The sequence below is a fragment of the Alteromonas infernus genome, from assembly GCF_902705815.1.
On record NZ_CACSIG010000003.1, the window covers coordinates 117,224 to 139,526 of the forward strand.

Below are 22,303 nucleotides of genomic sequence, written 5' to 3' on the forward strand. Positions count from 1 at the left end.
TGCGCGTTTAATGCAGGTTCAATTTTCCAAAATGCACGGTTTGGGTAACGATTTCATGGTAATTGATAACGTTACTCAAAACGTATTTTTCTCTAAAGAAAAAATCCAACAACTGGCTGACCGAAATTTCGGTATCGGCTTCGACCAGCTGTTGATGGTTGAACCGCCTTACGATCCTGAACAAGACTTTCATTATCGTATTTTCAATGCCGATGGCTCTGAAGTAGAGCAGTGCGGTAATGGGGCACGTTGCTTTGCGCGCTTTGTTAAGCAAAAGGGCTTGATAAACCGCAACAAAATTGTAGTGAGTACCAAAGCAGGCAAAATGGTGCTTTACCTAGAGAAAGACGGGCAAGTTACCGTCAATATGGGTAAGCCAGAGTTCGAACCGGCTAACATTCCCCTTAAAGCCAACAAGCAAGAAAATACTTATATCTTACGCGTGGGCGAAAGCACCTTATTCATTGGCGCAGCGTCAATGGGCAACCCTCATTGCGTAATGGAAGTTGACGATGTCGATACCGCCAACGTCGCTGAAATTGGCCCGCTAGTTGAAAAGCATGAACGCTTTTCAGAAGGCGTGAACGTAGGCTTTATGCAAATCATCAACGACTCGCATATTAAGCTAAGAGTATTTGAGCGTGGTTCGGGTGAAACCCTTGCTTGTGGAAGCGGTGCGTGCGCAGCAGTTGCAATTGGTCAAATACAGGGTAAATTAAGTAAAGACGTGCGGGTAGACTTACCCGGGGGCAGTTTACGTATACGCTGGCCCGGCCCAGATAATGTATTAAAAATGACAGGGCCTGCCGAACACGTATATGACGGACACATAAATCTATGAACGACTTATCGGGGCAATCTAACGCCACGCAAATTATTGAGCCATTTAACGACACCTCTACATTGTCGAGTACAGATGTGCACGCGTTTTTGTTAGAAAACCCCGAGTTCTTTGCTCAGTACCCAGACCTTCTCGAAAAAATTAAGCTTCCCCATGAACACAAAGGCAGTGTTTCGCTTGTTGAAATTCAAAGTGACCAGTTGAGACAAAAAGTAAGGCAGCTTAATTTCAAGCTCAATCAACTGGTAACCATCGCCAAGCAAAACGAAAAAATCTATCGCGTTTACACCGACCTAAACGTACAGCTTCTACGCTGTGAAAGCGTTGCAGAAGTCCAGTTTACGTTAGAAGATGTATTGCAAGAGCGTTTACAGCTTTCATCTGCTGTAATCAAAAGTTTCAAAGGCCCCCATGCTATTCCTGAGTTACAGCAGCGCCTGTTCACCGAAAAGCGCTTCAAGAACACCAACTTTTTCTTTGGCCGACTATCTCAGCATGAACGTCAACTTCTTTTCGGAGAAAGTCCTGCGGAATCTGTAGCGCTAATGCTACTTGGCGATAACCGCGATTTAGGTATTTTAGGCATTAGCAGTAGCGACGCCAGCCACTTTACGCCTGATATGGATACACTGCTGCTACAGCAACTACAGCAGGTGCTTAATATCATACTACCTGAAATGATGGGATATTAAGTGCCGTGTCTACGGACGCGCTTATTAGCGAACCCTGCCAACAATGGCTAGATAAATTTCTGCTTCACCTTCAGGTTGAGCGCGGCTTATCTCTTCACACCATTAAAAACTATAAACGCCAGTTAACTGAAGTTGCAAAACTATTGGGTTTGTACGAATGGTCAGGCTTAACGCCAAGCGATATTAAACGGGTCATGGCCGACGCTAAAATGTCGGGACATAGCCCTCGAAGTATTGCCCTTCGGCTCTCTGCCCTTCGCACATTCTGCCAATACCTTATTGAACATCAACAGCTTTTCAGCAATCCAGTAGAAGGTATTCAAGCCCCTAAACAAGGCAAGCCGCTCCCTAAGCAATTAAGTGTTGATGAAATGCAGCAGTTGCTCAACGCCTCGCCTCAAAGCAGCGATGAAGACGAAGGAATGCAGCTTCGCGATGTGGCTATGTTTGAGCTTCTCTATGGCTGCGGATTGCGTTTAAGCGAACTAACCGGCTTAAATTTGGCCGACTGCCTTAAAGACGGCACGGTGAAAGTTATGGGTAAAGGGAGTAAGCAACGCATTTTACCGTTAGGTCGTCACGCACAAAAAGCGTTAAACGCATGGCTTAAAGTGCGACCTGCTTACGCTTCGCCTTATGAAAGCGCGGTATTTGTTAGCAAACGCAAAACCCGTATTTCTAACAGACAAGTGGCAAATAGACTCGACAAAATGGCTAAAGAGCATTCGCTGTCGCAAAAAGTTAGCCCTCACAAATTGCGCCATTCCTTCGCGACACACGTATTAGAGTCCAGTGGTGATTTGCGCGCGGTACAAGAACTTTTAGGGCACGCTAACCTGTCGACAACACAAGTCTATACCCATTTAGATTTTCAGCATCTCGCCAATGTTTACGATGAAGCTCACCCCCGGGCGCATAAAAAATAAAGCTAGATTAAGGTTGTAACCATGCAGTTTTTTAGGTCTATCAATAAGGTCGAGGCCATGACATTCGACCTTGATGACACCCTTTACAATAACGACCCTATTATCCGCCGCGCCGAAAAAGCGTTAGAAGCACACATTGCAAAGCACCATCAACATGCCGCAGCACTCTCCGCTAGCGACTGGCTGTCACTGAAGCGTGCGGCCATTGCTAAAGACAAACGCTTAGCGTCAGATATGGGTCAGTTACGCCGCGTAGTACTCACAGCTGCACTCTCTAACACCGCGCCAGACAAGATAACAACGCAGTTGGAAAAAGAAGGCGAGCTAACGGAAGCGGTAGAAGCTTGCTTTAATTGTTTCTATGACGCGAGAAGCGACTTTACCCTAGCCAAGGACGTTCACAACGCCCTTAAAGCAGTCAGTAAAAGTTTACCGATAGTTGGCATTACAAACGGAAATGTTAACGCTGAAAAAATAGGTATTGATAGCTATTTCGATACCATATTGCATGCCAGCACGTCGCGCCCCATGAAGCCCGCACAGCATATGTTTGATGAAGCCGCAGCACGGTTGAATGTAGCGCCTAAGCACATACTGCATGTGGGCGATAACATAATTAAAGATGTCTACGGTGCGATTAACGCCGGGTATCAGGCCGCGTGGTTTGCGTGTAACAGACCAATGACCTTACACAATGAGCCTGTTAGCGTGCTGCCTCATGTGGCATTGAATAATCTTAGCGAGTTAACGCATTTTCTATAGCAAATAAAAACAGTGAGGGTCAGAGTACATTTACCCGCATCAAAAGGGGTGCAGCGTTAAAGTACACTGACCCCCCAATATTAGAGGGGTATCAAACGTGGGAGTTGTCCTCTAATACGTTTTGGCGCATAGATTCACAAGGGCTTTCACAAACAGGTCTCCCAACAACTTTCGCAGGTACGCCCACCACAGTTACATGGGCAGGTACATTGTTAAGGACAACACTTCCTGCGCCGACTTTTGAACCTTCGCCTATTTCGATATTGCCCAAGATTTTAGCCCCTGCGCCAATCAGCACACCTTGGCGAATTTTAGGATGACGATCACCAGACTCATTACCCGTACCGCCTAAGGTAACGCTTTGCAAAATAGACACGTTATCTTCAACTACCGCCGTTTCACCCACAACAATGCCGGTAGCATGGTCAAACATCACCCCTTTACCTATGCGGGCCGCCGGGTGAATATCCACCCCAAAGCTTGCTGAATTACGGCTTTGTAGAAACAAGGCCAGTTGATGTCGACCGTGAAGCCAAAGGTAATGGGCCATGCGGTGAACTTGAACAGCGTGAAAGCCTTTAAAGTGCAGTAGCGGCGTTAAAAAATCATTCACTGCGGCGTCGCGCGCTTTGATCGCCAGTATATCCGCACTGGCCGCTTCGCTGATACCGGGCTCAAGCAGGTAAGCTTCGTCGAACACTTCGCGAATTGCCAGCGCAGGCATAACGTCATCAGCCATTTTATTTGACAAAATAAAGCTTAAAGACGACTCAAAGTTGTGGTGCGCCAGTACACTGGCATGAACATAACTCGACAGCAACGGCTCTTTGTCTGCAACAACTTGCGCTTCTTGTTTTAACGTCGACCAAAAATCGATGGGCGTAGATAGTGCGGTCATGAGCATGTCCCGTTAATGTATGAAAGTCTCGTGTACTGGAAATTGTGACTGTAAGCATAGCTAAACGCCTGCTACAAAAACGTGTTAGGCCTTAGCAGTAAAATGCAAAAAAGCTGAATTCAGGGTGAAAGTTTACCTGAGTTTTAGACGATTCAATACCAATGAGATACCGCCCGAGCTCACAATTCGATCAATTTATCGAATTAATTCGTTATAGCTAATAACCGTTATAACCAACGTTGAAACAATGTAGCTTATTTATAAGCATGCATTCTTACCCCGGCACTGTTTCAATAAGCATTCGATTCACAGCAGACACGTGCGCGCTGGAAGCCGGCAGCAAAACTGGACTGTATAAATTAACAGGCAGATGGCATAATAGCCCGCTGCTGAATGTATAACACTATCAACTAACAGGTGCCACACTATGGATGTATCTCGACTGCTAGACGAGCTTAACGACAAACAGCGTGAAGCAGTAGCAGCCCCATTGTCTAACGCTTTAGTACTTGCGGGCGCAGGGAGCGGAAAAACCCGTGTATTAGTGCACCGTATAGCGTGGTTGATGGAAGTCGAAAACATCGCGCCTTTCTCAATATTGGCCGTTACCTTCACCAATAAGGCAGCAAAAGAAATGCGTGGCCGTATTGAGTCTTTGATGGGCCGCAGCCTGCACAATATGTGGATTGGTACCTTCCACGGCCTTGCACACCGTTTGCTGCGCGCGCACCACGCTGAAGCCAACCTGCCTGAGAACTTCCAAATTATCGACTCAGACGATCAGTATCGCTTAATTCGCCGAATTCTAAAGGCCATGAATTTAGACGAAAAACATTGGGCGCCTAGACAAATTCAGTGGTACATAAACGGTAATAAAGATGAAGGTTTACGTCCTCAGCACATTGAAACTCATGGCGATCATATTCAAAAAACCATGCGAGAGGTATATGCCGCATACCAAGACGCGTGTGACCGTTCAGGCTTAGTTGACTTTGCGGAGTTGCTTTTGCGTGCTCACGAACTGTGGGCGAAAAACCCCGAAGTATTGGCCCATTATCAGCGCCGCTTCCGCGCGGTACTGGTTGACGAATTCCAAGATACCAATAACATTCAATACGCATGGCTTCGTATGCTATGTAGTGGCGGTGACAACAATATTATGATTGTTGGCGACGACGACCAGTCAATTTACGGCTGGCGTGGTGCAAACGTAGATAATATTCAGCATTTCCTTAAAGATTTTAATAAGCCAAACACCATTCGCCTTGAACAGAATTATCGCTCTACGGGCAATATTCTTAAGGCCGCCAACACGGTTATCGACAACAACACAGGCCGTTTAGGTAAGGAACTTTGGACTGAAGACGCACAAGGTGAACTCATTTCTGTTTACGCGGGGTTCAACGAGTTAGACGAAGCCCGCTTTATCGTGTCGAAAATTAAAGATTGGCTTAACCAAGGCAATGCCCTTAGCGACACGGCAATTTTATATAGAAACAATGCCCAGTCTCGTGTTCTAGAAGAAGCCTTACTTCATGAAGGCCTCGCTTATCGCATTTACGGCGGCTTGCGCTTCTTTGAACGCCAAGAAATCAAAGACGCCCTAGGCTACTTACGCATGGTTAGCCATCCCCACGACGACGCAGCCTTTGAGCGCGTGGTAAACACACCAAGTCGAGGTATTGGCGAGAAAACCCTATCGCAGGTGCGTGACGCCGCGCGCATGCATAACTGTTCTATGTGGCAAGCCTGTCAGCTACTTATTAATGAAGGCGGTTTTAAAGGTCGCGCGCTAAACGCAATGCAAAGCTTTGTATTGCTTATCACTGAACTGGAACAGACCACGTTAGATGAGCCACTAGACCAGCAAGCAGATAAAGCCATTAAACAATCTGGCTTATACGCCATGTACCAAGCAGAGCGTGGCGAGAAAGCACAAGCGCGATTAGAAAACTTGGAAGAGCTGGTTACCGCCTGTAAAACCTTTATCGTGCCTGAAGAGGCCGAAGAAATGACGCCTCTTGCTGCCTTTTTGGCGCATGCGTCTTTAGAAGCGGGGGAGACACAGGCAGATAAAGACCAAGATGCCGTTCAAATGATGACCATTCACACGGCTAAGGGCCTAGAATTTCCACTGGTATTCTTAGCAGGGGTTGAAGAAGGCATGTTCCCTAGCCAGATGACCAACGATGAGCCTGGCCGAATGGAAGAAGAGCGCCGACTTTGCTATGTTGGTATGACAAGGGCTATGCAAAAATTGTATATCACTTACGCCGAAAGCCGCCGATTATACGGTCAAGACAAATACCATACGGCGTCTCGGTTTATTCGCGAAATGCCCTCTGATTGCGTGGAAGAAGTAAGGCTAAAATCGACGATTTCCCGCCCAGTGCATAATCGCTTTAGTCAGGCGACGTCGCATGCAAGCTTTGAAGAAACCGGGTTTAGTTTAGGTGAGCGTGTGGTTCACCGTAAATTCGGTGAAGGGATTGTTCTAAACTATGAAGGAAGTGGTGAGCACGGCCGCGTTCAAGTAAACTTTGACGAGTTTGGCAGCAAATGGCTAGTACTTGCTTACGCAAAGCTGGAGAAAGCGTAAAATTATTCATTGGCAAGGTAGCCTAACCTTAAGTTGAAATGTATGCAGCAACACGTGCTGATCCTTGAAAATGGTGAAGGCAACCTTGAACTGATTGCGAAATTAGTCCGTCGCGCGGGCCTTACGCCCGTGGGCGCGACCTCATTAACAGAAGGTAAGGCGCGTTTTTCGCAAAAAGATGCGCCAGAAACGTTTCTGTGCGCCATTGTAGCGTATTCTCTACCTGATGCCCGTAAAGGCGAGGCTATCGACTTTACGGTGAAATCCTTCATCCCCACCATAGCCACTACCGAGAGTTTGGACAGCGCCATTCGCGACAAAGTCCTCGAACGTGATGTTGTCGATTATATCCCTAAAGAAAATTCCCAAAACTACGATTACTTAAATCGTCTTATTGGCCGACTCGAAAAAAATAAGTCTACCGGCGTAATAGTAGTAAGTACTAATCGAGTACTAAGAACGAAAACGGTCTCACTGCTTCAGCGCCATAACTTTATCGCTTTTGAATGTTTAACCGCCACCGATGCAATGCAGTGTTTGTCGGAGCACAATAATGTGCGCCTGGTTATTACCGACAACACACTTCCCGACATGACAGGGACACATTTTGTTTCTAGTCTTCGCAAAGCCTTTTCGAAAGAGCAGCTAGCTATTATGGGAGTAGCCGGAGGCAAAGGTATGTTGATGTCGGCCCACTTCATCAAAAGCGGCGCAAATGACTTTTTGCGTGTGCCTTACTGCCACGAAGAGTTTTTATGCCGGGTTATGCAAAACGTTGAGTATATTGAAAGTGTGGAAGAGATTCGTCGCGTTGCCAATACAGACTATTTAACGGGGCTGCCCAATAGGCGTCATTTCTTTTACATGGTAACGGTTCAGCACCAAAAGCTGCTAGAAAATCATGCGCTAGCCCTTATCGACCTAGACTTTTTTAAATCAATCAATGATACCCATGGTCACGATGCGGGCGATATCGTACTAAAGGCCATAGCAGCGCTAATTGAATTTTATTTCCCTGACGAAATTATTTCTCGATTTGGCGGCGAAGAATTCTGTATTTACATGCCGTCAATAACACTAGAGAACGCCTGCAAACGCTTAGAAGATTTCAGAAAAGTGGTAGAAGCCGAAGTTATTCAACTTCCTAAGACCGATATCAAAGTTACCTGCAGCATTGGCGTGAGTGGCACCCATACCCAACGGGTAGATAAGCTTTTAAGCTTAGCCGATAAACAGCTTTACGCGGCAAAACACGATGGCAGAAACCAAGTAAAGTGCGAAGCGCCAGGGGCGTCTTATCAAGAACAAGCTTCACTGCTTTAGCCAAGACCTCTGCTTTTTTAGCACCTATTCTGCAAAGCGCTTTTGCGCCTTGCGCTGACTGCGATAATTCACCAATGAGTCGGCACTAAATAAGATAAGCGCTATCCATACAAAACCAAAGGTAACCAGCCTAGACTCTTCTAGCGGCTCGCCGTATAGATATACCGCCAGAATGAACATAAGCGTTGGCCCGATATACTGAAAAAAGCCTAGCGTTGAATACATAATGCGCCTTGCTGCCGCTGTGAAACAGAGTAATGGCGCTGTAGTAACAATACCAGCTGCTAGGATAAGGGTGTTTAGCGTGGCGTCATTATTAAATAGGTTGCTATATTCAGAACCAAAGAATAGCCAGTAGATAATCGCTAACGGCGATAACATCAAGGTTTCAATGAAAAGGCCAGGCAGTGAGTCTACCGCCACTTGCTTACGGAGCAGGCCGTATACACTGAAGCTGCCAGCAAGCACCAAGGCAATCCAAGGTACATGACCGTAAGAGAAGATAAGAATGGCAACGCCAACAACAGCAAGCCCAACCGCAACACGCTGTAAGTTGCGTAACCGCTCACCTAAGAAAAGCCGCCCTAAAAACACGTTAATTAACGGGTTAATGTAATACCCTAAACTGGCATCCAAGATGTGGTCGTTATTAATCGCCCAGATAAATAAAAGCCAGTTAGCCCCGAGTAACAGCCCGGCAACGAACAAGATTTGCATAACCCGTTTATTGCGAAAGGCTGCACCAACCTTAGGCCATTGCTTTAACGCAGCGATAAAACCAACAAGCAGCACCACCGACCATATCACTCTATGCATAAGGATTTCAGCTGCCGGCAACACCATTAATTGCTTGAAATAAACAGGCGCAACGCCCCACATACTGTATGCGGCAATAGCGCAAATAACACCGACTTGAGCGGCACTGGCTTGCTTTGACAAGGCTGGCTCCAAAGACATAAAGGGTTAGAAGGCGCGTATTGTTTATCAGGTTTGTTCAATACACAACCTTTACCGCTTTCCTATGCGGCAAAGGGAGTATAGCAAGCGGCATAACAAGGTTATCCCTTCAGTACATCCTTGTACCGTCTCTGAAGCGGTTAACGACGCCGCGATAAATGACGCAACATCAAAGTAAGAAGAGGGTCCCCAAACCAAGGAACGCTACGAAGCCAACGATATCGGTTACTGTAGTAAGAATGACCGAGCCTGATAGCGCAGGGTCTATTTTTAATTTATCTAAGATGACAGGCACAAACACACCCGCGAGTGCCGCCGCGACTATGTTGAACAATATCGCCAGGCAAATAACCACCCCTAACATGGCGTCAGTAAACCAAAAGTACGCGACAACGCCAATCACCAAGGCCCAAATCACGCCGTTCACGCCGCCCACCTTCAGCTCTTTTACCATTAGAGCCCGTAAGTTAGCCGGTGTGACCTGACCGAGCGCTAAGCCCCGAACAATAAGGGTTAACGTTTGGCTACCGGCAATACCGCCCATGCTCGCCACCACCGGCATAAGCACGGCAAGCGCGACAACCTGCTGCAGCGTGCCTTCAAATAAACCAATAAACCACGAGGCCATAAAAGCAGTAAGCAAGTTAATGCCTAGCCATAGCGCACGGTTTTTCGCACTTTTAGCAACCGGCGAGAATAAATCTTCGTCCTCATCCATACCCGCCGATGACATTACCTGGCGTTCGTAAAATTCATTCACCAGTTCACTCGCTGAAGACACGTCAAGGCGGCCCAGCAACTTATTATTTTCATCAACGACCGGCAGCGAGGCAAGCCCAGAGCGCTGTACCAGCAACGAAGCGTTCATGGTGTCGTCTTCGCCTTGGATCGTGGTTACATTCTCTTCTGACAAATCGAAAAGCGACACGTGATCTTGGGCCGTAAACAAATGGTTTATTTTAACTAACGCCGAAAACTGCCCTGAACGGTTAACCAAAAAGATGCTGTCACAATGTTGGGGAACATCTCGCCTAAGCAAGCGCAACCCCTCACGCACTTTAGCGTTTGAAGGCAGCACCAACTGTTCGTGATTTACCCAGTGGCCTATTTGATTATCGGAAAACTGAGTGGCCTCTCTAAAATACTTACGTTCTTTTGAGTCGAGAGACTCATAAGCCATATCAACGAGTCGCTTTGGCAATGAGTCGAGAAGCTCAAGCAAGTCTTCGGCATCAATATCAGCAAAAATGGAGGCCCATTCATTATGTGGTGTATTGTCGATGAGAATTTCACGAGGGTCGCTACGCATCTCAACAAGCACATCGAGTTTGCGGTCGCGAGGTATACCTTCCCACACCGCCAAACGCTTTTCTACAGGCAAAGATTCAAGTAGCGATGCGATATACACTTCGTCTTGCCCGGCTAACGCGGCCAATAAGGTGGCGGGGTCATCACCCATGCTGTCGGTAACAATTTCTTCAATTAAATCTGGTAATGGCTCTGCCATATTACATCTCCCGTTGATACCACTCACATCACTTGCACTTGTCGAGCTTTGGCGCTACAAGGCGGCGTTACACGCGCTAAGCAGCATCCTACTCCAGCATATAGGTACCTGTGCTTAAGGCAATATGTTCGCTTTTTTCATGATGCAATTTCATCCTGCAAGTCACCGGCATACTGCGCTGCGAATTATAGCACCGTATTTCATTTACTCTGCTTATTAGTTTTGTTCATTAAATATACCACCAGGTAACACAAGTGCCTGATGAGAAAGGCTATCGCTGAATTTTAGTCTAGTTTTTTAAATTGCCCCGTGAAGACATCGCTAAAAACGCGTAAAATCCAGCGCCATGACAACTGCAATTGCTCCATCTGAATCAAGCTCCAACACGCAAAGTGCAAAAACACCAGAACGCATTTTAAAAGATGTCTTCGGTTACGACGCTTTTCGCGACGGTCAGGGCGAAGTCATTCACCGCGTATGTGAAGGTAAAGACGCACTCGTGCTGCTGCCTACTGGTGGCGGTAAATCGCTGTGTTATCAAATTCCTGCGCTGGTGCGAAATGGAACAGCCATTGTTGTGTCGCCGCTTATATCATTGATGCAAGACCAGGTAGAGCAGCTGAAGGCCTTAGGTGTAAAAGCAGCTTACCTAAACTCCACGTTAGAAGCCGATGAGCAAGCGGGTATTAACGACGCATTGCAGGCAGGAAAGCTAGACCTGCTTTATGTGTCACCTGAGCGTTTGATGCAGTACTATTTTCAGCAGTCGCTTGCCAATGCCGACATTGCGCTTTTTGCTATCGATGAGGCGCACTGTGTGTCTCATTGGGGGCACGACTTTAGGCAAGACTATCGCGCCCTTGGCCAAATTAAATCTCGCTTTCCCTCTATTCCCGTAATCGGGCTAACCGCCACCGCAGATACGGCAACGCAAGCTGACATACTCACCCAGCTTAACTTGCACGCCCCTTTGGTTTACAAAGGTAGTTTCGATAGACCCAACATACGCTATCGGGTAATGAGCAAGTACAAGGCATTCGACCAAGTGGTTGCTTATGTTAAGCAGCAGGAAGGCAGCGGTATTATTTACTGCAACAGCCGGGCAAAAGTAGACGACCTTCACGCGAAGCTATTCAAACAAGGCTTTCGATGTGCGGCCTATCACGCAGGGATGGATAGCGACGAGAGAGAGCTTGTTCAGCGCCAGTTTCTCAATGACAAAATCGATATCGTTGTAGCCACGGTGGCCTTTGGCATGGGCATTAATAAATCTAACGTGCGCTATGTGGTGCATCACGATGTGCCGCGAAGTGTAGAAAGCTACTACCAAGAAACAGGCCGCGCTGGGCGAGACGGTCTGGAATCTGAAGCCTTATTATTGTTTGATGAAAAAGACGCTGCCCGTGTAAAGCAGTGGATAGAGCAAGGTGAGATTGCCGAGCGCAACCAAATAGAATTGCAGAAATTCGCAGCAATGGAAGCTTTCTCTGAAGCCCAAACCTGCCGTAGGCAAGTCTTGCTAAACTACTTTTCTCAGTTTAGTGACAGCGCCTGTGGCAATTGTGATATTTGCCTAGACCCGCCAAAGATGATTGACGGTTTGGTTATCGCTCAAAAAGTACTGTCTTGTGTACTGCGGCTTTCGCAGCAGGCGTCAAGCCAATACGTCATCGATGTGCTGCGCGGAAAGCAGCTTAGGCGACTTCAAGAAGCCGGGCACCACCAGCTTTCTACCTACGGTATAGGTAAAGATAAATCAGATAGTTATTGGCACAACATTATCAATCAACTTGTGCACAAAGGCCTTATTCGTGTAGATATTACCGCTCATGCGGCCTTGCGGTTAACAGAAGCGGCCCGCCCAGTTCTTAAAGGCGAAGTGGACGTTCAGCTTGCTGTACCGCGACTTGAGTTTAAACCGGATAAGAAAAAAGCGAAGCAAGCGCCTGCCAACTACGACAGAACCTTATTCACTCGTCTTAAGCACTTACGGAAAGTGTTGGCAGAAGAGAATGAGGTGCCGCCCTACGTGGTATTTAGTGACGCAACCTTAGTTGATATGGCGTGCAAACTGCCTACCACGCGCAACACTATGCTAGATGTGAGCGGTGTAGGCCAAACCAAGCTAGAGCGCTACGGCGAGGCCTTTATCCAACTTATCGACGATTATATCAACCGCGAGCACTAGCGCACTTATAAGCGCTAGGCATAGGCGTATTCACCACCTTTTTCTAAGGCGGCTTTATATGTCTCTCTGGCATGAACCCGTTTCACATACCCTTGAATAGCACTAAAGTCTTTTGCACGACCACTTGCTACCAATGACTCCAACGGAAATATCATTTGTACGTCTGCACCGGTGGGTTCATCACCAGCAAACCAGGTATTCTTTGCCAAGTAAGATTCTACATAACGCAAGCTTTGCGCCAAATTCGGTCCGTAATAAGCGTTTATGATGCCATCTATCAGCTTATTAGTAATTGGCTTAATGAAAAATGGTTTAGACCCTTTTTGACGTGCTTTCTCCAGAACTAAATTAGCCACCAGTGGCGGCATTAGCGAGCCCTCTGCAAAGTGCAGCCAGAACCAATATTGCTGAAGTGCTTCGGGGTCTTGTGGAACAGTGAACGACGCGGTCGCATGGTTGCGCACGAGATACTCTACAATAGCGCCAGATTCTGCAATTGCACCATGTGGCGTGGTGAGTACGGGAGAGCGTCCTAACGGGTGCACCGCGCGCAATGAGTCAGGCGCCAAGTTAGTTTGGCTGTCCCTTTGGTAAAATTCTATTTTGTACTCTACCCCCAGCTCTTCAAGTAGCCAAAGAATTCGCTGTGAGCGAGAGTTATTCAAATGATGAAGTGTTAGCATACCCCGTCCTTAATACGCTTGGTTTAACGCTTTTGTTATTGTGATGTACTATATACCTCTTTTTGCCCAAGCGGGTTTATAAAACCACTAAATTGATAAGTTCTATGCCGGTTTTAACCATAAATGACATTCGACAACACACAGTAGTTAGCGAACACAGCGTAGAAATTCGCCTTTCACTGCCCACCACTCCACTTAAAACGCAGCAGTGGGCAGAGCAGTTTTGCCAGCTATTTAATTTCACACTATCTGAGGCAGACTGGGGGGCAGATCGCTTTCAAGCCATACTTACGGCACAATCGAGCAATACTGACTTACAATGCATGCTGTGTATAGAATGGCTATGTGAAGCCATCTGGCTTGAACCTATAGGCACGCAGCAGTCTCCCGGCGTCATTAATGACTATCTTCAAAGCGTATAGCACGACATACTGCACAGAGTTGCGAGTTTGGCTTTTCAGCCAAACTCGTATTATTCTAAAGAAAACACGCGAGGAATCAGTAGACTTAGCGACTCTACGTTTTATCTTTGATAATTAAGCATCCTCTGATTAAGCGCTTGAAGGAATTAACAAGTGGTATTAGCCCGGCTAACAAAGTATGTATCAGCTTTGCTCATTAGTTGGGTAATGTTTAGCTTTCATGTTTTCGCGAGTAGTCCCCTGGTTATCAATGAATCGTTCGAGCGAGACATTATTAATCATTTCGCCCAGCGTTTAGAAGCGCCGAGCAGCACGACTTACTTTGATATTCTAAGCGGCAGCGCCGTTGCCCCCTCGCCAGGACCTAACACTAATAAGCGGGTGTGGTATTCAACATCGCTTCAACACACTGGCTACAGCCCTATTCCCTTAGTGCTTAATATCGATAGACTAAACATAGACGACCTACAAATTTACTTGCTCGACGACAGTCAGCGAATTATCAAATCTTATCGCTATCAGGCCGGTAAAGGGGACTACTCGCTGCGCCAACCCCTGCCAAATATACGCCTCGCCTTTACACTTCAGCCCTATCAAGATGCGAGACTGTTAATTGCTGTTAAAGATGACGGCCTTAAGTATTTTCCAATCGCGCTATGGGAAAGAGATCGGCTTCATCAGCACGATACCAATATGCTTACGCTATTAGGTGCAGTAGCAGGCGTGATGTCGCTTATCGCCTTTTATTTTTTATTTTCCTATTTATATCAGCGTATTCCTTCTCGGTTCTGGCTCACTATGACAACCTTAGTCATTATCGCACTGCTTTTTATAACCGAAGGTGGCTTAGCCGTATGGCCCAACCTAACGAATGCCAGCGAGAACTTTTTCGCCGTATGCTTCGGCATGCTTTTACTGTGCGTTGGCAAAGTAACCCATCATCTGTTTCCTCGCGTGCCTTTTTTATTGCGTGCAATTAATTATGCTGCGCCCATCGCCGCTACCATTTACTGCTTAACCGTTGATGCCTATACCACAACAATATCTCTGCTACTGCTTATAGCGGTTATGGGCCTCTACCACGTGGCACTAGCCCTTTTATTTAAGGACAAGGTCAGCCGTGTGGTTAGCACTACCTACGCATTAGCATGGCTGTCGTTTTTCGCGTTCTATGCCTTAGTCACTCTGAATTTATTTAGCGACCTTATTTATACGGTTGATGTTGCCATGGGCATGCTGCTGTTCATCACCTTGGGGTTCTTGTGTCTAGGGTTCTCTGTCATTACCAAGGAGCAAGCCAAAAATCAGGATCAGCTATCTACGCAAGCAGAGACTATTTCAAACTTAAACCACTTCTATGATCTATTCAGAAATTCAGCCGAGGGACATTACACCTCTACCTGGGATGGAAAGCTAAAGTCGGTAAACCCTGCCATGTGTAAGGTATTTGGGTACGAGAACGAAGAGGAAATGCTTGCCGATGCTGCCAGCACCAAAGTTTTCTACGCCTCGCCAGAAGACAGACAAGTGCTACTTGGCGAGGTCTCTCAACAAGGTCATGTAACGGGTAAAGAAATTCGTGGAAAACGCAAAGATGGTAGTGAGTTTTGGTTCTCACTGTCATGCCAGATGAGAGAAAGCGACGACGGTAATTTCCTTTACGGTTCTATCATTGATATTACTGAGAAAAAACAGTCTGACTTAAGCCTTCAATACTTAGCTACTCACGATTCGCTTACCGGGGTATACAACAGACGCCAGTTTGAAACTGACTTTAGAGAAAAGCTCTCACAAAAAAGCGATATTCCGGTTTGCATACTTTTTATGGATTTAGACCGCTTCAAAGTTGTCAATGACACCTGCGGCCATAAAGCCGGCGACGTGTTGATAAAAGACATCGCCCGCTTAATTGAGAACACCTTGCATGATGAAGCGCTGCTAGCGCGACTCGGTGGCGATGAGTTCGGCGTCATTTATACAGACGTTGATGCTAACGAAGTATACCTAAACGCGGTAAAAATACTAAATGCGGTACAGGCCTATCGATTTATGTGGGATAACCGCATTTTCAATTTGGGCGTGAGTATAGGCATGGTGGTGTGTGAAGACACAGAGGTAAACGCAGGACAGTATTTGAGTATGGCTGACGCCGCCTGCTATTTCGCGAAAGAACAAGGCAGAAATCAAGTTCACAGATACAATAAAGACGACGAAAGTATGCAGCGTTATCAGCGAGAGCTCGACTGGGTATCGTCGATTAACAACGCATTAGAAGAGGGTCGCTTCGAGCTTTATTACCAGTCACTAAGGCCATTAAATCAAACCACCGACGGTCACTATTACGAGGTGTTATTAAGACTTAGAGAAAAGAACGGTAACTTAGTAGAGCCCGCTAACTTTTTGCCTACCGCAGAACGTTTTGAGATGAATGTGAACGTCGATAAATGGGTGGTGACCAATACGTTTAAATGGCTATCGGAAAACCCTGAACACCTTGCTGAGCTTAAGCGTTGCAGCATCAACCTTAACTGTCACTCTTTGGCAGATAGAGACTTCACCTTATTCATATTAAATGCCTTTGAAACCTTTAATATTCCTTACAACAAGGTGTGTTTTGAAGTCATCGAATCGGTCGCCATTATCAAAATGGAAGACACCCTTTCTTTTATGCGCACCTTCAACCGACTGGGATGCTCATTTGCTCTTGATGACTTTGGCAGCGGGTTCTCTTCTTACAGCTACTTAAAAAGCTTGCCGGTGAACCAGGTTAAGATTGACGGAATGTTTATCAAAGATATGCTCAACGACAGTGTAGACACCGCCATGGTCGCGTCAATTAATGATGTTGCGAAAGCGATGGGCATGCAGACCGTTGGCGAATTTGTTGAAAATGAAGGAACTCTGGCGCAGTTAGGCAAAATGGGTGTCGACTTTGCCCAAGGGTACGGCGTTGCAAAACCTGCCCCACTACGTGATTTTAAACCCCTGTAATAACCTTTCGTAATGCACACTGCGCGAAAAAAGTGATAGCACAAGCATCAACTCGCGTATAATAAAGTGGTAGACTTGCAAAAAAAGAAGTCGTCCCCACTTATTGCCTACTGTCCAAAGTGTAGAAGTAACATGAGCAGCAAACAGCCTAAATACGAATATGTCAGTACCGCAAAATTACCCACACGTATGGGTGATTTTAAAATACACGGTTTTGTAGAAGCCAGCGGCCAAGAGCACGTTGCCCTTTCCTATGGAGAGTGGAAAGAAGATGACGTGGTACCAATTCGTATTCATTCAGAGTGCTTAACCGGTGACTCTTTGTTTAGTACCCGTTGCGACTGTGGCTTCCAGCTAGAAAAAGCCATGCAAAATATCGTTGATAACGGTCATGGTGTACTGCTTTACTTGCGACAAGAAGGGCGCGGAATAGGCCTTTTAAATAAAATTCGTGCTTATAACCTTCAAGATAGCGGCATGGATACGGTTGAAGCTAACGAACATCTCGGCTTTGACGCCGATTTAAGAAGCTATGATATTTGTAAGCTTATGTTGGATACGCTAAACGTAAAACACGTTGAGCTGATGACGAACAACCCTAAAAAGTTGGCGGCGCTTAAAGCATTAGGTATTGACGTGGTGGCGAGAAAGCCTATTGATCACGGCATTACCAAAGACAATAAAAATTATTTAAAAACAAAGACGGAGAAGCTAGGTCACGCCTTTGACCCCCACGTTTTCAAATAAATATGCTTAAGTAAACGAGCCCAAATAATCTCGTAAAGCGCCCACAAACTACGTGGGCGTTTTCTATTCAGGTTGGGTTAATTCTAGGTGGGTTATAACGTATACAGACTTACCACATTGCGCGTAAAAAGCGGTCGTAACCGCCTAATGGCAATGTAAGGAGAATGTATGAAAAGCATAACCTTATCTGTACTCTTTGCGCTTTCAAGCACAGCCGCACTGCCTGCCTTAGCACAATCCAGTACGGGCTTAACCCAAACTTCTGCATCTACGCAGCAGTATTCTGATGCGCAATTAGACAGCGTGCTTGCCCCCATAGCGCTGTACCCAGATACATTACTTACCCATATCTTGATAGCTGCCACCTATCCATTAGATGTGGTGGCCGCCGATCGCTGGCGTCAAAGCAATAAGCACCTTACGCCTCAACAGGTAGATAATGTACTTGCCAATGTAAGTTGGGACCCCAGTGTAAAAGCCCTCGCGTCATTTACTGACTTGCTTAACACCATGGCGAATGATCTTCAGTGGTTACAGCAACTTGGCGACAATGTGCTAATTGACCAAAGCCGGGTCCTTGACCGTGTGCAGGTGCTTCGCCAACACGCCCATAATACAGGCAACTTGGTGACTAACGACTATATTGAAGTTGAAACCGAGCGCCGGCACACCCGTGAAGTCATTTATATCGAGCCCCGCCAGCGAGAAGTGGTATATGTGCCCTACTACGACCCCCACATTGTATACGGTCATTGGTGGCATACAACATCGCCCGTACGCTGGCGCCATCAGGTAAGTTATCACCACCATAGCAATGTATTTTGGTCACCCAGTATACATCTTTCCACCGCTTTCTTTTTTGGCAGTGTTCACTGGCATAACCGCCATGTGGTGATTCACCGCGAGCCCGTGCGCCGGTATTATCGTGGCAGTCCCAGAAAGCGTGTAGTAAGTAAGGACTATCGCCGTTGGGAACACAATACGGTGCATCGCCGTGCTCGCTACTCAAACCCCGTTGTGCATAGCGCCCCTTCACGCTTTGAAAAAGCGGGCGTGGTCCGGGCAAAGCATCTGTCTAACAAGCAAGGTACAATAAATCGCAAGCCGTCGATTGAGCACGCGTTAAAACGAAACCAATCCCATGTTAGAAGTGAAAAGCCACAAAGAAACAACACGTTAAAGCAGTTAAGACGAGATAATGCAAAAAGCGTAGCGCCAGTAAAAGCGCCGAAACGGTTTGCTAATCGAGAAGACGAGATACAGCGCTTACCTAAACGACACGTTAATCGCCAGCACATTGAGAAAACAAGCCCACAGAATCGCTCGATTGCACGGGAAAGTACTAAGCCAATGCGTATTGAGCGAGCAAACAACAATAGACCAGTAAAACGGGAGAAATCCAATCGGCAGGTATCTCGAGTAGAACGAAGCGTTTCGAGAGGCAATAGTGATAAGCACTGAATGTCTATTGACGGTCTTTTTTCACGACACTTTAAAAAGGAATGTTAAACAACCGCGCAACGCTAATAGCGTTATCCGCCACCTGCGATGATATTTTTAAGGGCTTGCAGAGAAGGTTTTGCAAGCCCTTTTTGTATTCCTCTAGCTCTGCGCCTCATGACAATTGACTAATGCCTCGACGAAGCGAAGTGGCGACTGCTCATCTAAATTAAAATACAGCGATGGCTCGATAAGCTCCAACTCCATGATGGCCCATTCCCCTTTTTGACGAACCAAGTCCACTCGCGCATAGAGCGCTTCACAAGGCATCGCCAATAGCGCTTTTTGGGCAATATCCAATTGTTCACTGTCTACAGTAACTAAGTGTAAGCTTCCTCCATGCTCTTCTTGCACCCGAAAATCCCCTTGCTTGGGCACTTTTTTAATGGCGTGACTAAACGCGCCACCAAAGTAGAACAGCGAGTATTCCCCTTCTTCTACCACACTATTTAAAAAGGGCTGAACCATAAAATTTCGCTGCCCAAAGGTTTCACTTAATAGGTGTGCATCTCTCTCCCACGCGTCTTGCGATAGCTTAAAGGTATCGTCGGCATTAGCGCTTAAAACCGGTTTTATGACGAGGGTATCGCTATCGAACTTCAAAAAGGCATCGTCTATAACAGTGATATTAAAGGTATCTCCCCACACCGTTTCTACAATGGGAACGCCTTTATTTTCTAAGTCTCTAAGATAATACTTTTCTATATTCCACTGCATAAGAGAAAGAGGGTTGAACAGTGTGGCGCGGGAGGCTTCTATTTGTTTAAGACAACACAGAAACGCATCGGCATCTTGCTGGTAATCCCAAGTGCTTCTTACAATAACATAGTCAAAAGCGTCCCAGTTCACCGACGCCGCATGCCAAGATATGGTGTCTACTATCCAGCCCTTTTGATTGAAGTAAGGGATGAGTAATTCGTCATAGACAAAAAAGTCTTCAAGGTTATCTGTGGAAAGAAAGGCAACTGAAGGCATAAAAGGCTCCTTGATAATAGTAGAGACGACTTGAGGTAAGTAACGATTCACGACTAGCCTAAAGTTAAATGGCGCAAAATCTAGACCTTACGTAAAATTGAAGGAAATTAGCACAGCCCACGCTTATAACCTACACTTTAATCCAAACACTTGTTGGAGAATGGCATGCAGTACCCTTGGCTCCTTGAAGGTCATAAAATTTTTCGCGTAGTAATCGTTGTTCAGCTCGTCATTGCTGCTGCAATTGGCGTATTTACCGGAGAATTGTTACCTGCATTTATCTTTGGCGTGCCAATCGCAGCGGTTCCTCTAATGTTAAGCTTTCAGTCGCCGTATTCTGCACTTAGCCGCCACGCCATGGCCATTGGGGTGCAGCTACTTACGGCATTGCATATTCACCAGTCGTTTGGATTGATTGAAGTGCACTTTGAAATTTTCGTATTACTCGCGTTTCTATCCTATTTTAGAGATTGGAAAGTAATAGCAACGGGTACGGCTGTGGTAGCCGTTCACCATATCTCATTTTTCTTTTTACAGGCGGGTGGCGCGCCACTTTTCATTTTCGAAGAAGGGCACATTAGCTTTTCAATTCTCCTCATGCATGCAGCGTTTGCGTTAGCTGAAGGTGGTGTATTGATGTACATGGCAAAACAAAGCCACCAAGAAGGTGCAGGCGCCGCTGAATTGCGTTTAGCCATTGATAACATGCAGCGAAGTGACGGCAAGCTCGACTTAACAGTAGCATTAAATCGTCAAAGTAACATTGTGAAGCCTTTCGCCGAACTCATTGACCAAGTGAAGTCGCTAATTGAACTGGCCTCAAACCTTACCGATGATGTAGTCAATGGCTGCAATAAGATGGAGTCGGCGGCGAATAATATGTTCGAGATCAGTCGCAATACCGACCAAGAGCTCGCGATGGTTTCGGCATCATCTGAAGAGATTGCGCAAACCATGCAGCTTTCTACTGAGCAAACCACCCTTGCCAGCGATAAGGCGTCTGCTGCACAAACGTCTTCTCAAAGCACGCGCGATAGCATCTCCAACTCCAGTCGTACCATTGAATCGCTTCGTCATACGCTTAATGCAGCGGCCGATACAAACTCTGCCCTTAACGAGCAGTGCTCGCATATCTCTGAGGCAATGCGCTCAATCACTGCAGTCGCTGAACAAACTAACCTTCTAGCCTTAAATGCGGCCATTGAGTCTGCGCGCGCAGGTGAACACGGTAGAGGCTTCGCGGTGGTTGCCGACGAAGTGCGTACCCTCGCCATTCGCTCTAAAGAAAGTGCTGACCAGATTACCAGTATTACCGAGCAACTTGTTGCGCAAACCGCAAGCTCGGTAGATCAAATGCAAACCTGTATTCAGCTTGTCGATGAAGCCGTGGTATCTAGTGACAGCGCAACGTCGGCGATGACTGAGATTATGCAGCAAATTCGCGAGGCGAGCGAGAGCATGACTGAAATTGCAACGTCGGCCGTTGAACAAGAAACTGCGTCAGCCTCTATTGCACAAAGCACTGCCCGTTTAAGCGAATTCACTTCTGAAGAGTTAGCAACAGCCGAGTCTCTTGCCGAAGAAGTTGAAGTGCTGTCACAAGTTTCTAAGCGCATGCGCAGCGCCATCGAGCGCTTTAAGCTTTAATGGTTATCGGCGAATTATAGGCGCTAGGAAACATGCGAAAACACCTAGGCTGGGCACTGTTAGCATTATGGGCGGTAAGCCTGCTCACCGCCCTGTTAGTGTATGGCCAGCGCCAGTTGTCTTCGTTTGATCCAGACGGAAAGCTTCTTCACCTTAGCACTGCGCCTAGCTTCGATACAAAGCTAGTTCAACTGCTTCACCATCAAAACATCAAGGCGGGCTCAGTTGTTCATGTAGGCACAACCTCGCGCTGCTATTGTGAATCGCTTACTTCGCCTCATCAAAACCAGCTGTTAGCCTCGCTTGGCGAAGGGTATCAAAGCGTTAGGCTTAACATAGACGAAGTGCCAGCACTACAAGCCATGCTTCACGCTGTCCCCGCCCTTATCGTTCTGGATAATCAAAATCAACTGCGATATTTGGGCCCCTACGCCACAGGTTACGGCTGCTTTACAGGTAAAAACCTAGTAGAGCAAGTGGTAAGCTACGCCACCCAATCCCCCTATAACGGGGCCGTCATTAATGCTGATGCCCAAGGCTGCTTCTGCTAGTCACTGGCACAAATTATGTAAGCTATTCTTGTAAAGTCATTTATTGTCTGAAATACAGTCAAATTTGGGTATTTCTTACTCACATGTAATGTAA

Annotated in this window: 18 protein-coding genes; 13 read left to right on the forward strand and 5 right to left on the reverse strand. The window is 46.6% G+C overall.

Annotated features, from left to right (window positions below; genetic code table 11):
* The first annotated feature begins 10 nt into the window (after nt 1-10).
* The 4 genes from dapF to ACX5J7_RS00650 are packed head-to-tail and all read left to right on the forward strand — an operon-like array spanning nt 11 to nt 3,221.
* Complete coding sequence (gene dapF, locus ACX5J7_RS00635; RefSeq protein WP_012516725.1) at nt 11-841, forward strand: diaminopimelate epimerase; 831 nt, start codon at nt 11-13, stop codon at nt 839-841.
* Nucleotides 838-1,533, forward strand: a complete 696-nt coding sequence (locus ACX5J7_RS00640) for a DUF484 family protein (RefSeq protein WP_012516724.1) — start codon at nt 838-840, stop codon at nt 1,531-1,533. Before dapF ends, ACX5J7_RS00640 begins: the two co-directional genes overlap by 4 nt.
* Before the next feature lie 5 nt (nt 1,534-1,538).
* Nucleotides 1,539-2,459 (forward strand): tyrosine recombinase XerC, encoded by a 921-nt coding sequence (gene xerC, locus ACX5J7_RS00645; protein ID WP_012516723.1) that lies wholly within the window; start codon nt 1,539-1,541, stop codon nt 2,457-2,459.
* Between the two features lie 21 nt (nt 2,460-2,480).
* Entirely contained in the window at nt 2,481-3,221 is a 741-nt protein-coding gene (locus ACX5J7_RS00650; protein ID WP_015065945.1) for an HAD-IA family hydrolase, read from the forward strand.
* A 91-nt stretch (nt 3,222-3,312) separates the two neighbouring features.
* On the opposite strand, the gene cysE is transcribed toward ACX5J7_RS00650, so the two are convergent.
* A complete protein-coding gene (gene cysE / locus ACX5J7_RS00655) occupies nt 3,313-4,119 on the reverse strand; it encodes a serine O-acetyltransferase (protein WP_012516721.1) in 807 nt (268 codons plus the stop codon).
* Between the two features lie 427 nt (nt 4,120-4,546).
* Between cysE and uvrD the strand changes: the two genes are divergently transcribed.
* Together uvrD and ACX5J7_RS00665 are read left to right on the forward strand one after the other, a co-directional pair.
* Nucleotides 4,547-6,718: a DNA helicase II gene (gene uvrD / locus ACX5J7_RS00660; protein WP_012516720.1), complete on the forward strand. Its 2,172-nt coding sequence runs from the start codon at nt 4,547-4,549 to the stop codon at nt 6,716-6,718.
* 42 nt (nt 6,719-6,760) lie between these two features.
* Entirely contained in the window at nt 6,761-8,041 is a 1,281-nt protein-coding gene (locus tag ACX5J7_RS00665; RefSeq protein ID WP_012516719.1) for a GGDEF domain-containing response regulator, read from the forward strand.
* A 24-nt stretch (nt 8,042-8,065) separates the two neighbouring features.
* Here the strand turns inward: ACX5J7_RS00665 and rarD are convergent, their stop codons facing one another.
* Nucleotides 8,066-8,980: an EamA family transporter RarD gene (gene rarD / locus ACX5J7_RS00670; protein WP_080652882.1), complete on the reverse strand. Its 915-nt coding sequence runs from the start codon at nt 8,978-8,980 to the stop codon at nt 8,066-8,068.
* A 187-nt stretch (nt 8,981-9,167) separates the two neighbouring features.
* Nucleotides 9,168-10,505, reverse strand: coding sequence for a magnesium transporter (locus ACX5J7_RS00675; RefSeq protein ID WP_012516717.1), 1,338 nt, complete (start codon nt 10,503-10,505; stop codon nt 9,168-9,170).
* A 346-nt stretch (nt 10,506-10,851) separates the two neighbouring features.
* On the opposite strand from ACX5J7_RS00675, the gene recQ reads away from it, so the two are divergent.
* Entirely contained in the window at nt 10,852-12,693 is a 1,842-nt protein-coding gene (recQ, locus tag ACX5J7_RS00680; RefSeq protein ID WP_012516716.1) for a DNA helicase RecQ, read from the forward strand.
* Between the two features lie 14 nt (nt 12,694-12,707).
* Here recQ and ACX5J7_RS00685 read toward each other — a convergent pair whose 3' ends face one another.
* Entirely contained in the window at nt 12,708-13,376 is a 669-nt protein-coding gene (locus ACX5J7_RS00685) for a glutathione S-transferase (RefSeq protein ID WP_012516715.1), read from the reverse strand.
* Nucleotides 13,377-13,480: 104 nt separating this feature from the next.
* On the opposite strand from ACX5J7_RS00685, the gene ACX5J7_RS00690 reads away from it, so the two are divergent.
* The 4 genes from ACX5J7_RS00690 (at nt 13,481) to ACX5J7_RS00705 (ending at nt 18,997) form a co-directional block, all read left to right on the forward strand.
* Nucleotides 13,481-13,798: a DUF3630 family protein gene (locus ACX5J7_RS00690; protein WP_012516714.1), complete on the forward strand. Its 318-nt coding sequence runs from the start codon at nt 13,481-13,483 to the stop codon at nt 13,796-13,798.
* A gap of 153 nt (nt 13,799-13,951) precedes the next feature.
* The gene (locus ACX5J7_RS00695) at nt 13,952-16,789 is read left to right on the forward strand and encodes an EAL domain-containing protein (RefSeq protein ID WP_020742654.1); all 2,838 of its coding nucleotides are present in this window, start codon (nt 13,952-13,954) and stop codon (nt 16,787-16,789) included.
* A 132-nt stretch (nt 16,790-16,921) separates the two neighbouring features.
* Entirely contained in the window at nt 16,922-17,536 is a 615-nt protein-coding gene (ribA, locus tag ACX5J7_RS00700) for a GTP cyclohydrolase II (protein ID WP_012516712.1), read from the forward strand.
* 168 nt (nt 17,537-17,704) lie between these two features.
* Nucleotides 17,705-18,997 (forward strand): DUF3300 domain-containing protein, encoded by a 1,293-nt coding sequence (locus ACX5J7_RS00705; RefSeq protein ID WP_474115999.1) that lies wholly within the window; start codon nt 17,705-17,707, stop codon nt 18,995-18,997.
* A gap of 141 nt (nt 18,998-19,138) precedes the next feature.
* Here the strand turns inward: ACX5J7_RS00705 and ACX5J7_RS00710 are convergent, their stop codons facing one another.
* Nucleotides 19,139-20,011: an ATP-grasp domain-containing protein gene (locus tag ACX5J7_RS00710; RefSeq protein WP_474116000.1), complete on the reverse strand. Its 873-nt coding sequence runs from the start codon at nt 20,009-20,011 to the stop codon at nt 19,139-19,141.
* 165 nt (nt 20,012-20,176) lie between these two features.
* Here ACX5J7_RS00710 and ACX5J7_RS00715 point away from each other — a divergent pair, with 165 nt between their 5' ends.
* On the forward strand, nt 20,177-21,658 hold the full coding sequence (locus tag ACX5J7_RS00715; protein ID WP_462835279.1) for a methyl-accepting chemotaxis protein: 1,482 nt from the start codon (nt 20,177-20,179) through the stop codon (nt 21,656-21,658).
* Nucleotides 21,659-21,690: 32 nt separating this feature from the next.
* Nucleotides 21,691-22,209, forward strand: coding sequence for a DUF6436 domain-containing protein (locus ACX5J7_RS00720; protein ID WP_012516708.1), 519 nt, complete (start codon nt 21,691-21,693; stop codon nt 22,207-22,209).
* The last annotated feature ends 94 nt before the right edge of the window (nt 22,210-22,303 follow it).

Coding starts and splice junctions, on each gene's coding strand:
- cysE (WP_012516721.1), bottom strand. CDS start 4,119: ATGACCGCACTATCTACGCCCATCGATTTTTGGTCGACGTTAAAACAA.
- ACX5J7_RS00690 (WP_012516714.1), top strand. CDS start 13,481: ATGCCGGTTTTAACCATAAATGACATTCGACAACACACAGTAGTTAGC.
- uvrD (WP_012516720.1), top strand. CDS start 4,547: ATGGATGTATCTCGACTGCTAGACGAGCTTAACGACAAACAGCGTGAA.
- dapF (WP_012516725.1), top strand. CDS start 11: ATGCAGGTTCAATTTTCCAAAATGCACGGTTTGGGTAACGATTTCATG.
- ACX5J7_RS00675 (WP_012516717.1), bottom strand. CDS start 10,505: ATGGCAGAGCCATTACCAGATTTAATTGAAGAAATTGTTACCGACAGC.
- ACX5J7_RS00705 (WP_474115999.1), top strand. CDS start 17,705: ATGAAAAGCATAACCTTATCTGTACTCTTTGCGCTTTCAAGCACAGCC.
- recQ (WP_012516716.1), top strand. CDS start 10,852: ATGACAACTGCAATTGCTCCATCTGAATCAAGCTCCAACACGCAAAGT.
- ACX5J7_RS00715 (WP_462835279.1), top strand. CDS start 20,177: ATGCAGTACCCTTGGCTCCTTGAAGGTCATAAAATTTTTCGCGTAGTA.
- ACX5J7_RS00650 (WP_015065945.1), top strand. CDS start 2,481: ATGCAGTTTTTTAGGTCTATCAATAAGGTCGAGGCCATGACATTCGAC.
- ACX5J7_RS00640 (WP_012516724.1), top strand. CDS start 838: ATGAACGACTTATCGGGGCAATCTAACGCCACGCAAATTATTGAGCCA.
- ACX5J7_RS00720 (WP_012516708.1), top strand. CDS start 21,691: ATGCGAAAACACCTAGGCTGGGCACTGTTAGCATTATGGGCGGTAAGC.
- ACX5J7_RS00685 (WP_012516715.1), bottom strand. CDS start 13,376: ATGCTAACACTTCATCATTTGAATAACTCTCGCTCACAGCGAATTCTT.
- ACX5J7_RS00710 (WP_474116000.1), bottom strand. CDS start 20,011: ATGCCTTCAGTTGCCTTTCTTTCCACAGATAACCTTGAAGACTTTTTT.
- ACX5J7_RS00665 (WP_012516719.1), top strand. CDS start 6,761: ATGCAGCAACACGTGCTGATCCTTGAAAATGGTGAAGGCAACCTTGAA.
- ribA (WP_012516712.1), top strand. CDS start 16,922: ATGAGCAGCAAACAGCCTAAATACGAATATGTCAGTACCGCAAAATTA.